The organism is Gimesia panareensis, from assembly GCF_007748155.1.
Taxonomy (GTDB): domain Bacteria; phylum Planctomycetota; class Planctomycetia; order Planctomycetales; family Planctomycetaceae; genus Gimesia; species Gimesia panareensis.
Genome location: NZ_CP037421.1, coordinates 5,251,443 through 5,266,331 on the forward strand (window position 1 = coordinate 5,251,443; position 14,889 = coordinate 5,266,331).

General features: G+C 52.9%; 12 protein-coding genes. 4 read left to right on the forward strand and 8 right to left on the reverse strand.

Going from position 1 to position 14,889, the window contains the following annotated elements:
- Positions 1 to 607 precede the first annotated feature (607 nt).
- Complete coding sequence (locus Enr10x_RS19555) at positions 608 to 1,324, reverse strand: pyridoxine 5'-phosphate synthase (protein ID WP_145451070.1); 717 nt, start codon at positions 1,322 to 1,324, stop codon at positions 608 to 610.
- Positions 1,299 to 1,658 carry a hypothetical protein gene (locus tag Enr10x_RS30025; RefSeq protein WP_197997295.1) on the reverse strand — a complete coding sequence of 120 codons (360 nt, stop codon included), beginning with the start codon at positions 1,656 to 1,658 and terminating at the stop codon, positions 1,299 to 1,301. The genes Enr10x_RS19555 and Enr10x_RS30025 overlap by 26 nt, the downstream gene beginning before the upstream one ends.
- Positions 1,659 to 1,750: 92 nt before the next feature.
- On the opposite strand from Enr10x_RS30025, the gene Enr10x_RS19560 reads away from it, so the two are divergent.
- Positions 1,751 to 4,648, forward strand: a complete 2,898-nt coding sequence (locus Enr10x_RS19560; RefSeq protein ID WP_197997296.1) for a putative Ig domain-containing protein — start codon at positions 1,751 to 1,753, stop codon at positions 4,646 to 4,648.
- On the opposite strand, the gene Enr10x_RS19565 is transcribed toward Enr10x_RS19560, so the two are convergent.
- Positions 4,608 to 5,417, reverse strand: coding sequence for a lysophospholipid acyltransferase family protein (locus tag Enr10x_RS19565; RefSeq protein WP_145451072.1), 810 nt, complete (start codon positions 5,415 to 5,417; stop codon positions 4,608 to 4,610). The two genes, Enr10x_RS19560 and Enr10x_RS19565, sit on opposite strands and share 41 nt — an antisense overlap.
- A gap of 120 nt (positions 5,418 to 5,537) precedes the next feature.
- Complete coding sequence (locus tag Enr10x_RS19570) at positions 5,538 to 6,653, reverse strand: serine hydrolase domain-containing protein (RefSeq protein ID WP_145451073.1); 1,116 nt, start codon at positions 6,651 to 6,653, stop codon at positions 5,538 to 5,540.
- Between the two features lie 716 nt (positions 6,654 to 7,369).
- On the opposite strand from Enr10x_RS19570, the gene Enr10x_RS19575 reads away from it, so the two are divergent.
- Together Enr10x_RS19575 and Enr10x_RS19580 are read left to right on the forward strand one after the other, a co-directional pair.
- Positions 7,370 to 8,392, forward strand: a complete 1,023-nt coding sequence (locus Enr10x_RS19575; RefSeq protein ID WP_145105234.1) for an IS110 family RNA-guided transposase — start codon at positions 7,370 to 7,372, stop codon at positions 8,390 to 8,392.
- Positions 8,393 to 8,716: 324 nt separating this feature from the next.
- Positions 8,717 to 9,010: a hypothetical protein gene (locus Enr10x_RS19580; RefSeq protein WP_145451074.1), complete on the forward strand. Its 294-nt coding sequence runs from the start codon at positions 8,717 to 8,719 to the stop codon at positions 9,008 to 9,010.
- A 254-nt stretch (positions 9,011 to 9,264) separates the two neighbouring features.
- Here the strand turns inward: Enr10x_RS19580 and Enr10x_RS19585 are convergent, their stop codons facing one another.
- The 4 genes from Enr10x_RS19585 to Enr10x_RS19600 form a co-directional block, all read right to left on the reverse strand.
- Positions 9,265 to 9,600, reverse strand: a complete 336-nt coding sequence (locus Enr10x_RS19585; RefSeq protein ID WP_145111701.1) for an STAS domain-containing protein — start codon at positions 9,598 to 9,600, stop codon at positions 9,265 to 9,267.
- A 465-nt stretch (positions 9,601 to 10,065) separates the two neighbouring features.
- Complete coding sequence (locus tag Enr10x_RS19590; protein WP_145451075.1) at positions 10,066 to 11,361, reverse strand: isopeptide-forming domain-containing fimbrial protein; 1,296 nt, start codon at positions 11,359 to 11,361, stop codon at positions 10,066 to 10,068.
- Between the two features lie 25 nt (positions 11,362 to 11,386).
- Positions 11,387 to 12,088 carry a hypothetical protein gene (locus Enr10x_RS19595; protein WP_232093059.1) on the reverse strand — a complete coding sequence of 234 codons (702 nt, stop codon included), beginning with the start codon at positions 12,086 to 12,088 and terminating at the stop codon, positions 11,387 to 11,389.
- A gap of 204 nt (positions 12,089 to 12,292) precedes the next feature.
- Positions 12,293 to 13,432, reverse strand: a complete 1,140-nt coding sequence (locus Enr10x_RS19600; protein WP_232093060.1) for a hypothetical protein — start codon at positions 13,430 to 13,432, stop codon at positions 12,293 to 12,295.
- A 323-nt stretch (positions 13,433 to 13,755) separates the two neighbouring features.
- Here Enr10x_RS19600 and Enr10x_RS19605 point away from each other — a divergent pair, with 323 nt between their 5' ends.
- A complete protein-coding gene (locus Enr10x_RS19605) occupies positions 13,756 to 14,721 on the forward strand; it encodes a LolA family protein (protein ID WP_145451077.1) in 966 nt (321 codons plus the stop codon).
- The last annotated feature ends 168 nt before the right edge of the window (positions 14,722 to 14,889 follow it).

Sequence of the window (14,889 nt, forward strand, 5' to 3'; positions counted from 1 at the left end):
AAAAATCTGAGTGATACTGCAGGTGTAGAGGTCCGCCATACCCTGTCCTGCGAAGAACCGATCATTTCCAAAATAAGTTCAAGCAAAGACGACAGAACGAAGACCAGGCCACGTTCCATAACAAAAGCTACTCAATTAAAACCAGAACGATTCAGATCTTAGAACGCTTTTCTCTTTACTCGTTTTCGCCGTGAATCTGCATCTGACCTGAATACAGTTCAGCGCAGCAAACTCACTTTTTCGGGCAACTTGAAATCTTCGTGATATCAAAGTAGATCGGCTGGACAGAAAGCGATTGCAGGAGTTCGCAACCATACCGAAACCCTCAGGCACAGTCTGCTGCCGGAGCTGATGTTGACGGAAACCTCAGACGGCACAGACTGCCAGTTTGAAAATCACCTTAACGTATCAGAACCGAGAAATCTACTGTCAGACGCGACTTCTCTCATAAATCCAGCTTGGATTCGAAAGCGCATAACTCATGACAATCAAATAAAATTCGCGTGCTGTGAGGATTAGTCAGAGACGAGAAACCCTGAGGCGCCATCGTGGGGGAAACCAGCCCCATTCTTAAGGATATTAAATAACTGAGATTCTTCCGCGTCGCCTAACCCGTAATCAACGCTTTCATCTCGCGGACCGCCTGTTCCATCCCGACCAGCACGGCCCGGGAAATGATGCTGTGGCCGATATTCAACTCACAAACGTCGGGGATCGCGGCGATTTTCGAGACATTCCGATACGTCAGGCCATGTCCCATATGCAGTTTCAGTTCCTGTTCGACCGTAAACTCGGAGGCTTTCCGCAGGATCTCATATTCCTTCTGCTGTTCAACCGCCGAGGTGGCATCGGCATAGCGGCCGGTATGCAATTCGACAGCATGCACGCCCACCTGTTTTGCGGCTGCGATCTGCTCGGGATCGGGATCGATAAACAGACTGACCTCGATACCGACCTGCTGGAGCTGATGCGTACATTGCTTGACCCGCTCCAGATTGGCAATCACATCCAGGCCCCCTTCTGTTGTCAGCTCTTCCCGTTTTTCGGGGACCAGTGAAACCTGATCCGGACGCACTTCCAGGGCGATCGCCGTCATTTCATCCTCTGCAGCCATCTCCAGGTTCAGTTTGACCTGCACCGTCTTTTTCATCGTATACAGATCGTGATCCTGGATGTGACGCCGATCCTCACGCAGATGCAGGGTGATGCCATCCGCGCCGCCCAGTTCCGCCAGCACAGCCGCCCAGACAGGGTCCGGTTCAAAGGTTAGACGAGCCTGACGAACGGTGGCGACGTGGTCAATATTCACACCTAAAGCGGGCATCACATGCTTTCTTTTGAAATAAGGCCTGATTGGAAACAGCGGCAGGAACCCGGTCCCTGAGACAATCTCCTGTTCGACAACCGATTCTGGAAAAATGTTCTCGGAGATCCGGGAAGATTTCCCCCATCTTATTGCTTTTTTGCCACAGATCCAGAATCGGCCCGGGAGAATCTCCGGCAATCAGTCCAATTTCAGCAGAAAACCCTGATCTTTTGTCGCAATCCCGCCTGGTTGACGAATCACTGTGGGAGGGATGATTCCCCTCACTTTCACAATCCGGTTTCAATGCTTCATAAACAGGTAAAAACGATGCCGCCTCAGCCATACCGCCCATTCTGGTCACGTCTCCTCTCCAGGATTAACAGAAACAGAGCCAGGCGATCAGATCGCCAATCCCGCCAGCGGATGAAATCAACACATGCCAATATGTTGGCCCAGACGGAAATACTGGAAACCCGGCAATTACTGGCAGCCGACGATCTGACCGCTTTGAGTGACGATTTCGAGAACGCCGCTACCCTGACCGACTGGCAGCGCATTTATCAGACCGAAGGTTGGAGTTCAGACCAGCTGGAAACCTGGGATATCAATCAAAGCCAGCCCGGCAGAATGGTGCTGATGCCGTATACCACCGTCTGGTACCAGGATTATCGGGGCCCCATGGTCTATAAGGAAATCACCGGCGATTTTGTGGTTACGACCCAGGTCCATATCTCCGACCGCGACGAGATCGGCGACAGCGATCTGGATGACGTTCCCAACGGATCCCAGTATTCCCTGGGAGGCCTGATGATCCGCACGCCGCGTGACATCACCAATCCGGAAGTCGACTGGAGTCCGGGATCGCATCAGAATGACGGTACCAACAATGGAGAAAACTATGTCTTCTTCTCCCTGGGCTGGGGCAGTTCAGGAAACCAGTTTCAAACAGAGACGAAAACCACGCGTAACAGCAGTTCGCCCCTGGTGCTTCAGAATCGGGGAGACAATTCCGTGATCAACCTGCAGATCGCCCGCATTGGCGACTCTGTGTATACGCTGTTCCAGATTCCCGGCGAAGACTGGGGCTTGAACAATCGCTACCACCGTCCGGATCTGCCGGACACGCTCCAGGTGGGCATGGTCGCCTACACGGACTGGACCAAAGCCAACGACTATGATCCCTTCTACCTGAATAACAACGCCCTGCATCCGGGGGGCTATGATCCGACGCCTTTCGAGGACTTTCAACCGGACCTGGTCGCCGGTTTCGATTTCATCCAGTTCGACCGGCCGGAAATTCCGCCCGATTTACAAGGCCTTGATCTGCGAACCCAGACCACCGACCAGCAACTCCTCTCTTTCCTGGGTGATAACGTGAATGCCCCGGACTTGCCGACCGTGACAGTGGAATCATCCGTATTGAATGTCGAGGAACTCAATAGCAGCCAGTTGGAATTCACCTTCACCCGCAGTGCCACACAGCTCGACCAGCCGTTAACGGTGGACTATCAGATCTCGGGCACCGCAACACCGGGACTGGACTTTCAAAGTCTGAGTGGGGAAATCACTTTTGCCGCCAATGAAGCAACGGTCACCCTGTTTGCTGACGTGCTCGATGATGCACTCGATGAACCGGATGAAAGTGTCGCCGTGCAGTTGCTGGAAGGCACTGGCTATCTTCTGGGAGAGCCCCTGTTTGCCAGTATCACGATTCTGGATAACGATTTTACCAATGTCGCCCCTGTGGCGAGTCCTATCTCTGATCAGACATTATTTGAAACCGAGCTCTTTGCGCTGGACGTGACTTCTTATTTCTCCGATGCCAACATGGTTGACGGCGATCAGCTCACACTCTCGGCGACTCTCTCTGGAGGCGGCAGCTTGCCCGACTGGTTGACATTTAATCCTGTGACAGGAACGTTCAACGGGGCTCCCCTCGGCGGCGATGCCGGCAGCTTTGATATCGAAGTTACCGCGACCGACCTGGCCGGTTCGCAAGCCAGCACGACCTTTCAATTGACGGTTGCCCCCCTGTTACAGACACAGTTGGACCTGCGCGTCGTACAGGCTCCCACGCCAGTCGCGCCCAACGGGGAAACGGCAGCGCTGCCCACACACATCGAGAACCTTAACGAATGGGAAGCATTCCAGGTAGAGGTCTGGGCCCATGTCAGCAACGCCTCAGATACCGGCGTCGCCGCCTTTGCCTTCGACCTGGGTTACAACACGGCTTTTACGACCGCGACCGTCCTCGAATTCGGTCCGGCGTTTACAGAGAATCAGACCGGCCTGATCGACGATGCCAGCGGCCTGGTTCAGGGGATCGGCGGCAGCACGCTCATTACCGACGCCGGCGATGATCAGTTTGTGCTGCTCGCACGCATCCAGTTCGCTCCGACAGCCGACGATCAGGTCAGCCTGGATTTCGAGTCGCAGTCAATCGGCCCCGCTGATGCAGGCTTTGCCCTGGGGCAAACCATGGTGGATCTGGTCAATCAGAGGCCGAGCCAGGTCGAGTCGGTTCTGGTTCCCCCCACCCAATTCTGGGCCGTCCCCTATGATGTCAATGATGACGATGCAATCAACTTCAAAGACCTGGTCCTGTTTGTTGCAACTTATAATACTACCCCGGCAGATTCATCACTCCCTTACGCCTGGGCCATGGATTTCAACCAGTCAGGCACCGTGAATTTCCGTGATCTGATTCTGCTGGCTGCAAACTACGGCCTTTCGAAACCGAATCACCCGGAACTGATTTTCGATCCCGGCTATCCCGAAACCTGGACGACTCAGAATCTGGTCGCCGCATTTTCTCCACAGCCGAACCAACAGAACGTTCCGTCACTTTCCAAGACAGCCGCCACCGAGACCGCGAACTCAGTAATCCAGGCGTATGCAGCATCGAGCGCTTCCACGGAAGTGCAACTACTCAAGGAGACTGAGATTGAAATCGTGGATCTCCCTGATAACCTGCTGGCCCAGTCGAGTCCGGGCAAGATTCAAATCGACGTGACCGCTGCCGGCCAGGGCTGGTTTATTGATGCCACTCCCTGGGAGCACAGTGAATTCTCGATCACGACGCTGACTGAACTGCAGGCGGACGCGAACTCTTTCGCTGCGTTCCGGATCGACCTGCTGACAGTCATCGCCCACGAGTTTGAGCACATCCTGGAACATCAGCATGAAACCACGGGACTGCGCAAAGCAACTCTGTCGCCGGGAACACGCCGACTTCCTGAAGCGCAACTACAGAAAGAACTGCAGCGTCGTGCGCAGCTGCAACAGGAGACCGATCTGTTCTTCACTTCGCTGAGCGACGAGAGTCTGCTGGCATTTGGATGAGTTGCTCATCCAGATCGGGACGGGGCGCGCCGAGATACTCGGTCTCTCCCAGCTCAGCCAGTTTCCACATCATGAGTGTGGTCACTTCTTCCAGCACCTCTCTGGTATGCTTGCAGTCGTAGTAGGCCGACAGATCGATCGGATCGCCATACACAATAGAAGCATCGGCAGGAGTATAAAACGGTTTTACCATACTTTCACCGCCTGGAGAATTATTGATGTAAACCGGATAAACCGGCGCCTGCGAGCGGAGCGCCAGAAAGGCGATCCCGGAATTCGCGTGGGTAATCGGGCGCCCTTCCTGAATACCCCCTTCCGGAAAGACACCGAGCAGATTTCCCTGTTTGAGATGGCGTAATGCTTCCCGGACCGGTGCGACGTCCTGACCATTCCGATCCACGGGGATGGAATGCATGGCCCTGGCGATCCAACCTACCAGCCCCGGACGTTCATAGTATTCCCGGGCCATCAGGAAACTGATGCACCGCTTTTTCTTCTCCGGGTTTCCCAGGTGCGAATTATACCAGAGGATGATCGGATCGGTGGGACTCCGATGATTGGCGATGATAATGGCCGCAGAATCGCCGGGAAACGGACAGCGCCGGTTGCGTTTGATTCCCCAAAACCCGGGTGCATAGACACGGGCAATTGCGAACAGAATCCACGCACGCCATCCATCGGGCAGGTGCACGGCCTGATAGATCACGATCACCAGGATGATCAACAGATAGACCACCAGTGTCAGAATACCGACTGCTTCAGGGCTCATCGTCAATAATGGATTTGAGGAATGCAGGTGAAAAGATACGTCATTGGCTTTGAGGAACCTGATTATAACGGGAACAAAAACTGCAAAGCAACAATAAAGCCGATCGACTGGAATCTCATATCAGACTTCAATGGCAGCCACGATGGCATTGGTCAGCCGGGCCAGAAAACGGCCCTGCGGTTCCTGGGGCTCCGTCGTCAGGATGATCGCAGCCGCTTCCCGTTCGGGATCGATCCAGAGAACGGTTCCCGTGGCGCCGCCATGTCCGAATGCCTGATCCGAAAGCAGATCGCCGTAATAGTCACTTTTGGCCCGCGTCACGATCTGCCAGCCCAGCCCCCAGCCTTTCCCCTGTCGCGCCGTTTCTGACAGTCCAGGAATCGCGGGGAGTTGGTCTCGTGTCGCTTCCTGGATTGTCTGACTGGAAAACAGCCGCTGCTGCTGCGCCAGTCCCTGCTGCTGCAGCATGTGCACCAGTTTTCCCAGGTCCGCGGGGGTCGTAAACAGCCCGCCCCAGGGGGCGCCAAAGGCCCGCCAGTAGGGACTGTTCCAGTCCCAGTGAGGTTCGATATTCAGTTCGGCGGGGATCCGCACTTCGACAATCCGGTTTACTTTGGGGGAAGCACCGCTTTCCCACTCAGGTGGGACTCCCAGTGCCGTGTCGTGCATTTTCAGTGGTGCAAACAATTCTTCCTGTAAATACTGCGGAGTCGACTTTCCGGTGATCCGCTGAATCAGCTCTCCCAGAATCGCGATTCCCGTACTCTGGTACTGCACGATCCGGCCGGGGGGTTCATCGGGAGCGAGTTCACAAATCTGCCTGACGAATTCTGACAGCGGTGCCTGTGCCGATCTGAGCTCCCGATTGTTGGGCAGCATGTCGGGCAGTCCCGAAGTGTGCGTCATCAGATGACGAATTGTGATCCCGTGCTTACCCGCACAGCCGAATTCGGGGATAAACTGTTTCACCCGATCATTGAGCAGCAGTTCCCCCTGTTCGAGCAGCTTGAGCACGCCGAGTACGACGATCGGCTTGGTGATCGACGCCACCAGGAAGATCGCATCTTCACGCAGGCCCCCATTCTGGTCATTGATGTGTTGACGTCCCTGACGATAGTGACTGGTTGTCTCACTGGTCAGAACCTGTAATGCGATGGCGGGTACCTGAGCGGATTCACAAAACTGATCGACCAGTTGTTCTACGGTCTGCCAACGCGCGGGATGAATTCGGGACATCAGACTTTTCAGATCCTGCTGTGAAACGAATACGGGGAATTAGCAACTGGAGTGCCTCAGACATACGGTTCCTGAGGCTCTATGAGACTACTATACCCGGTTACCTGGGATTTGTCCCTGATGAATTGGGTTCGAAGGCGATTGTTTTTAACCACGGAATTCTCGAAGTGTTGACTACCACGAAAAGCACGAAAGACACGAAATAATCGAGGAAGTGTTGGAGAAAACAGGGGTGATACCGGATGGAATCCGGTATTGCCGCAGGCAACAGGAGGTCGCAGAGCAGATAATGTAAAGCGTGGGTGCCTCGAGTTTTCTGATAGGGCTGCTCTGTGATTAATTGCGTGCGGGAACTGCAACCTCCTGCTCGCTGCGTTCGGCCCGAATTACATTCGGGCCTACCCGGTTTGCACCACGAAATAGATGAATGACTGACTACCACGAAAGGCACGAAAGGACAGTTAAGAGAGATTTAGTACTGTTGCCTGTGCACTATGAGATCCTGTATTCAGCTCGTCTGCTGTGTGCCGATGCGTAAGATAAATGCAGGAAGTATGGTTTTACCTGATACCTGGTTTGCCTGTTGGAGTTTCGCATTGATCTGAGCACAGTTGGACAAGCCAACTGTGAAACTATGTAGGAAGCCTCCGTCGGATCGATTATCGTGGAACAAGTTCGTTCACAATCTGTTTCACGAAATCTCACCTCCGGAGGCAATGATGTTGTATGTTGGTTTGGATGTGCATGTCAAGCATATTACGATTTGTGTACTTAATAAGCATGGTAAGCTGCTGCAGCGGTGTCAGCTGCCATGCCTGGATGATGTGATTAAATTTCTGATGAACCTGCAAGGACGATGCGAAGTCTGTTTTGAAGCCAGTACCGGTTATGGCATCTACTTTGAAGCTCTGAGTAAGATTGCTTCTCGTGTTGCCGTGGCCCATCCAGGACTGTTGAAACTGATTTTTCGTTCCAAACAAAAGAATGATCGTGCGGACGCAGAGAAACTGGCCAAACTGTTGTTTCTCGATGAAGTTCCGACCGTTCATGTCCCGACTGCAGACGTGCGGGCCTGGAGAGAGTTGATTACATTCCGAGGCAAACTGATTCAGAAACGGACCCGGGCTAAAAATGGAATTCGCTCGCTTCTGAGAAGTGTTGGTTGCAGGGTTCCCAAAGAGTTTGGTCTCTGGACCATACGGGGGATGGAATGGCTAAAACAGAAAGATCTGAAACAGCCGATGCAAAATCTGAAACGGGACATGCTGGTAGAAGAGATCGAAACACTGACGAGGCAAACCAGGCTGGTTGAAACGGAACTGGCCCGCTATTCGAAAGAGAACATTGCCGTGCAGCAATTGCAGAGTATCCCCGGCATCGGCTTACGCACTGCTGAGGCATTCGTGGCCTTTGTGGATGACCCGCATCGATTTGCCAACAGTAAGAAAGTGGGGGCCTACTTCGGTCTGATCCCGATCCAGGATCAGTCAGGGAGTACTAATCGACTGGGGCATATCACGCGCGAAGGATGTGCAGAGGTCCGGCACCTGGTTACCGAAGCAGTTTGGCAGGGGATTCGATATTCACCGACGATTAAAGCCTATTATGAGCGGATTCATCGACAGGAAAAAGACAGGAAAAAGATTGCGATTGTAGCCACATCGCATTACCTGGTGCGTGTGATGTGGTCCATGTTGAAAAATGGAACCTTGTGGAAAGAACGGAGCCTGGCAGTCTGAGCGACTGCAGTTTCGATAAGTAAATTCAAAGAGTTGTGTCGGACTTAAGTTTCACGTTGAGATCGAAAGTGGGATTCAGGTGACATCCCGACGGGTGCCATGGCACACTGTGATGCCGTAACTGTGAATGGGAGTCACCGTAATTTGTCTTGTGGCGCCTCGCCAAGGCGAGTGATGCCGGATGGATGGTTGGATAATTCCGCGTTCTTCTCACTACGGTCTTGACAGAAGCTTCCTCATGGATGGCACCCGTCTGGGTTATCAGGTCATCAGGGAGTCCTTCAGATTCTGCATTGGATTCATTGTCGCCAGGCGGGAGGACACATGGGTCCTCCCCTACATTTTTTTCTGAGCGGCACGGCGCTCAATTTTTTATTTCGAATTGGGTCATGGGAAGCAGCTGTCTGGTTGCCTCTGAGAATAGAGATCATGCAGAAGGGCGCGCGGGGGTCAAGAGGAGTTCTGCGGGGATGCGTGCCAGAAACGGATTTATGCGGTGCTAAGCGGGAGAGGAGTGACCGAAAGTGGTTCAAACTGGAAAAAAACGGCACGGAACAGAGAGAAGATATGCAGGAAGAGCAGGTGAAAAACTGGAAAAATCGGGGGATGTTCCAGTGACTGTCTGGAACCAGCGCGGCAGATTCACTATCGAAAATAAGCGTGCTCGCGCGCGACGCATAACCAGGAGTTGTACGAATCGGCGAGAGGGGATCAAGTTCAATTTATGCAGAACTGGAGACAAATGTGAGTTCGTGATGCATGTGTTAGAGAAGTTCAATGACACGCTCGCTGAACAGTCCGAGTGGTCCATAAAAAAAGCGAAGGCCGAATCAGTTCGACCTTCGCCTGAAATAACCAGTAGTGGCAGGAAATCAGTAAGGAATTTCGACGTCATGCAGATGCATGAACTGATTTAATCTGGTGATTTCCAGAACTTCCCGAATATCATCCGAAGGGTTATACAAATGAATGTCAATCTTCAGATCACGCATGGAAGCCAGCAAGCCGAGCATGCCACTCGGAATCAGCGTCACGCCGGTCAAATCGATGGCCAGTGTCTCACACTGATTTTCTTTGACCAGTTCCAGCAATTCATCTCGAATATCTTTGACACTGAACGTATCTAAGATATCCTTCCCGCCAAACCCGGCCACACAGAGTGGACCGGCGTGGTAAACCTGGAGAATGCCTCCCTGTTGAACCGTCATCTTGTACTCATCCTTTTGAAAGGGTCAGGAAACGCGGCAGAGAAAAAAATAAAAAAGAGAACAACGTAGTCCCGCGGACTGCTTTGCGTTTCAGATGTTTGACACAGAAATATCTGGCAATTCACGTGCCAATAAGAACACCCGAATATTTCCCGCTGCAGACCAGATTGCCTCCGAGAGCATTTGAATCGTAACAAATTGATAAATAAAAACTTACAACAATCATCCAGCATCATTTTAAGCTATCATGAAGAGACGGTGATCGAAACAGGTGCAGTAAAATACCTCACTTTGTTTTATTTTGAAACATTGTTCCTAAATTCTTCTGCCTGTGGGAGATGCAGATTCTGCTCTGTAAATCGGCATGGATCTCCAAAACACGGCACAAAAAAAGCCCGCTCTGCAAACTGCATCGCGGGCTTAGGATTCGCGGGAATCCACAAAGTGTTCTGGTTATTGTCCCTGTTAACGAACGCGTGCCTTGAAGGTGACGACGCCACCCGTATGACCTTTCACGGTTTCATCTACTTCGAAGGTCAGGATCAGGCTGCCTTCCTGGTTGTCTTCCACCACGAGCCGGCCTTTGCGGTCTGAAGTGGCACTGTCTTCGATGTATTCCAGACGCGGCGTCAGGTTGTCGACAATCTTGATGCCTTCAACATCGAAGTCACCAATGTTTTCGTACTTGATGGTGAATAAGATCTCGTCACCCGGCTGGGCATTTTTCTTATCCGCCAGTTTGACCAGTTTCAGATTACCTTCTGTTTTACGCTTGTCTTCGATGCCCACATACTCTTCCGGCTTGAGTGCACTCTTGGAAGAATGAGCCGACTGTGAGCGAATCGCAATCACAGGAAACTGAGAGCGAGACCAGATCGCAGCTGCCTGAATCTGGTAAGCGATGCGTGCTTCATCGGACTGTTCAAACTGGCCGGTGGTTTCGGTTCCGGTATCCTGGTAGAGATTGGTCAGCTTGGTATGTCCGCCCAGGATGGCCGACTGTCCGACGGATCCCTGCAGCTGTTCGGTCTCCACGCCACTGGCACGGGACCGCATGCGAATGCCTTCCAGCTGCTCACGCTGTTTGTGCTGGGATATAACGGTGCGTGCCTCGACGCCGACACCATGTACGGTGTCTTCCGTAGTCGCGAGGGTATCGACTGATGTTCCCGACAGGGGAGAACTCGCGGAACGAATCGCGGCGAAACGGGGCGCGTAAACAGCCACCCGATTGGATTTCTTGACTTCGTGATTACCTTTATGTGTCTGGTATTCGACGACAGTATCTTCGGTATCGAGTCCCAGGCGGCTGTAGTCATCGTAGTGGACCGGGTTTTCGCGATCGCCCCCGTCGAACAGATATTCATCCGGGTACATCCTCACCATCTCCGGATCACTGCCGGCGGGTAAGGTATAATCGCGACTTTCCGCAGGTGAAAACTCACAGTAATTGGGACGCGGAGGACAGGCCGGCATCGGCTGCTGATAGGCAACCTGTTGAACCAGAGACGCGGGAACGGGCTGTCGCGCGGGAGCGGCGAGACGGGCTGCACCGACGCTGCCATCGAAGTCGGCATGCTGAATCGCGGGAGTCTGTTCTTCCACGGGTGGTGGAGTCTGTTTGTCCCAGGGCAGATTCAACGCGACCGGGGACAGACTGGAACACCCGCTACTGATACTCAGCAGTAACATCGCCGCCGCAGAGCAGACACGCTGCGTTCGCGATGCTCCTTTCAATTTTCGGTACGACAGATTCAACACGGGATTTCCTTAACTTACACCAGTCTCAGTTTTTGTTTGCCGGTGCCTGTAACTCCACGACAGGAGCACTTCCATAAAACGCTGGATCTTCTCCGCGCGTGGATGGCAGGCGGCCACCAATTCTTAGGATCAACATCGGACGACCTAACAGATCCGCTTCGGCGATCAGATTTTTCTGAGCCGAAATTGATTGGGTAGGCTGTTTATCATAAGTGGTCGGGACAGCAGTCTGGGGGCGTTCCAGGTAAACCACCTTGGAGACCATTCTGCCGGACAGGACCAGTTCGATATCTTCTTCAGTAATAGTGACGGGAACCGGGTATTGTTCGGCTAATCCAGCTGGCGGATGCAGACGATCGATGAGTTCAATCGTCGGGTAGAGTTCGACACCCGGAAATTCGGGCATGTCGCTGATCTTGACGCGATACACATAGCCGACCGCAAAGCCGATCGGTGCTGGTGCCGCTTTCTGAATCGTCTGCCCGGGACCATTGACGTAGAATGTCACGGTTCCTTTAGAAGGCAGAGCCACACGCATCGGCTGAACGTAGCCTTCCTGAACCTGTCCGGAGAGAGCGGCCCACTGGCCGGCAACCCCGGGAGGCGTGCGCTGGTTGAGGGGATGGTAGAACCGGTTCCCCACATTGTATTTCCGTCCGCCAATCATCTGCTGCGACCAGGCCGCAGAGAGGTCCATGGCAAAAACGATCATGGTCATTAACGACATGGTTAATAAGCGTGATCGGTTTTGTCGAATGAAGCTGGTCATAACAGAAATTTTCTACAATCAAATGTCCGAAAGGATGACAGGAGAAAAATCAAGACGATTGCAAAGCAGGAGAGGATTCAGATGGAGTAGAATTGCGTTGATAAAGACAAGGGGCAGCACTCCCTGCAGGCGACAGGGAGTGCTGCGTGGGTCCTGAGTCTTTTAATATCCCGAGCCGGGTGCCATCGTACGAGGATAGGACACCTGACCTGGTGCGTGAACCGGATGACTTTCTGAGTACTGAACGTACTTGACAGGCTTCGGCAGGCTGGGTGCCGGATTCTGATTGACGTCGACCAGGAAGTGATCCACCGGTTTCGGCAGGTGGGTTTTTGATGTGTTTCTGATAGTGTAAGACTTGAGGCTGGCAGGTCCCCCCAGAGGAATGTGAGGAGGTCCGGGCAGTCCAATCGGTGTACCGGTCATCGGCATGCCCCAGGCGGGAGTCGGTCCCATACCTGCAATCGGGTTGTAAGCCGGCTGACCAGGTGCTCCCATTCCTCCGACCATGGTCGGAACCGGGACACCGGAAGTCACACCAATCGTTTCTCCGGGGATCGGCATCGGAGCCATGTGAGCTCCGGCGTCACCATCGTAAGAGACTTGTGAGACCGTTTCGTTTCCACCATCACCAGAAGGCATTTCGAGATCCATGTTACCCATTCGCAGGACAGCCATGATCGTTCCACGACGATCTGCTTCTGCAACCGGGTCGACACCGGGATCCAGGCGGGTAGAAACCAGAGTTTCAACACCAGCGATGGCCAGTTCCTGGAATTTTTCATCCGGCAGGTAGATGACTTTGGTGACAAAGTTGTTGCTTTCCACCTGATCCAGATCTTCCGGAGTGATTTCCAGAGGAATGCTGTTGTGTGACAGGTAAGCATCGGTCGTCGGATGCGACGGATAAACCTGCAGTGAAGGATACAGTGCCGGAATTGCGCGGCCTGGAATGTGTGACAGCTTTAACCGGTAGGTTGCCCCCTGGTTAAAGTTGTAACGGCCAGGAGCGGTGATCTGGTTTTCGGCATAACCTTCCGCAACCTGCCAGCCCACTTTCATGCCCGCGGGACCCACAAATCGAATCTGTGATGTCCGTGCAGCGAATGCACTTGCCGGTGGTGGTGCCAGCATCGGCAACACGCCGGGACCGGGTCCATCCACCATTGGCCCTGGCCGCTGCATCATGGCAGCGGGTGGAGCCACATACTCACCCTTGTTGATTACCTGTTGTCCGTCGGCTGCACAGCCAACACAGACAACGACCAATGTACCTAAAGCCAGGAAGTAGTACTTCATCATGACCCCTTGTTCGAATACCCCACGACGAATAATGCGACTAGTTAAGTGAAGAACCGTCCATCGCAAACTAAGACGTCGATCCCTGGGAATCTGGAACGGTCGACGTTCGGTTCAAAAAAGACTCAGTTTTCAGGTCGACCCCAAGCCCGAATTTCCGTTAAAATACAAATTGCCCTGTATTTCAACGAATCACTTTGAGCTATACGGCCTGCTGGCTGCATACTCCAGCCAGCTAGAGGTACATGGATGACCTCATACATCTGTTTTCGGACTGAAGTGGTCTGATTCTTTGATAAATTCGATTTTTTCCGAACAATTAGAACATGTTACGCAATTTAACTTTCATGACCGGCCTCCTGTTACTGGCAGGACTCTACAACTTTTTCCCCAGGGAACAGTTATCACAAGCCGCTGCAGGCAAAAAGGATACAGCGACGGAGGCACAGTCGATGCTTGCCCTGGCTGATCCTGCAGAGGGTGCCGACAAGTCCTCAGAGAGTGCCCCTGCACCGGAAAGTAATTTGAAAAAAAATCCGGCTTACGCGGAGGCGCTGCTCAAAAAGTCGCGAGAAAAGCTGCGGGCTTACAGCTCCATTCAGGCAGAAATCACGGAAACCGTCGAAATCGGCCCCAAACCATTTGTCATTCAGGGCAAATACCTGCAGGGGAAAGATCTGAAGCTGCGTCTGGAATTCCAGGTACAAGGCAAAAAAGAGAATGGTGAACCGGTCGGAACCCTGCGTGAAATCTGTGACGGGCAGGTGCTCTGGACCGAGCATAACATCAAAGGCACCTCACGAGTCACTCGTCGTGATGTACAGGCGATCCTGAAACAGGCCCAGCTGAATCCCAATTCACAGCCGAATTTACTGGTAGCCGAACTTGGACTGGGCGGCCTGCCCAGCCTGCTGGCTGCGATTCAGAAGAATATGCAGTTTGAAAGTGTTGGCGAAAGAACGATCAGCGGAAAAACACTGACTGTCCTGAACGGGACCTGGAAAGAAGGGTTTCTGGCCCAGTTTAAAGGAGGTGATCCTGCGGCGCCGGCTCAGCTGCCCGCCTATGTTCCCGATGCCGTCAGAATTTATCTCGATCAGGAAACCCTCTTCCCGCGTCGGATTGTTTATCTGAAAAAGAACCAGGATTCGCTGGAAAGCATGGTCACGCTGAATTTCAGCAAGGTCACGCTGAATGCCCCCATCGCAGCAACTCAATTTGCGTATGAGCCGCCTGATGGCGTCTTTCCGGTCGATATTACGAATCAATACCTTAAACAGTTATCCCAATAAATACGTAAGAGAAAGAGCAGGGCTTCGGCTCGATTTCGCTTCCCAAATCGGCTCAACAGAGTTCTGCAATTCACCCCTACACATAACCTCATATATTACATACACTTAAAACGACCCTAACTATTCGTCTCCTTCAGGAAGCCTCATTTAACCTGCGGACCACACTTC

Excerpts from the sequence above, each read along its gene's own strand:
- Enr10x_RS19565 (WP_145451072.1), bottom strand. The coding sequence starts at position 5,417 with ATGAGCCCTGAAGCAGTCGGTATTCTGACACTGGTGGTCTATCTGTTG.
- Enr10x_RS19600 (WP_232093060.1), bottom strand. The coding sequence starts at position 13,432 with ATGATGAAGTACTACTTCCTGGCTTTAGGTACATTGGTCGTTGTCTGT.
- Enr10x_RS19575 (WP_145105234.1), top strand. The coding sequence starts at position 7,370 with ATGATGTTGTATGTTGGTTTGGATGTGCATGTCAAGCATATTACGATT.
- Enr10x_RS19570 (WP_145451073.1), bottom strand. The coding sequence starts at position 6,653 with ATGTCCCGAATTCATCCCGCGCGTTGGCAGACCGTAGAACAACTGGTC.
- Enr10x_RS19605 (WP_145451077.1), top strand. The coding sequence starts at position 13,756 with ATGTTACGCAATTTAACTTTCATGACCGGCCTCCTGTTACTGGCAGGA.
- Enr10x_RS30025 (WP_197997295.1), bottom strand. The coding sequence starts at position 1,658 with ATGGGCGGTATGGCTGAGGCGGCATCGTTTTTACCTGTTTATGAAGCA.
- Enr10x_RS19555 (WP_145451070.1), bottom strand. The coding sequence starts at position 1,324 with ATGCCCGCTTTAGGTGTGAATATTGACCACGTCGCCACCGTTCGTCAG.
- Enr10x_RS19595 (WP_232093059.1), bottom strand. The coding sequence starts at position 12,088 with ATGTCGTTAATGACCATGATCGTTTTTGCCATGGACCTCTCTGCGGCC.
- Enr10x_RS19560 (WP_197997296.1), top strand. The coding sequence starts at position 1,751 with ATGTTGGCCCAGACGGAAATACTGGAAACCCGGCAATTACTGGCAGCC.
- Enr10x_RS19580 (WP_145451074.1), top strand. The coding sequence starts at position 8,717 with ATGGGTCCTCCCCTACATTTTTTTCTGAGCGGCACGGCGCTCAATTTT.
- Enr10x_RS19585 (WP_145111701.1), bottom strand. The coding sequence starts at position 9,600 with ATGACGGTTCAACAGGGAGGCATTCTCCAGGTTTACCACGCCGGTCCA.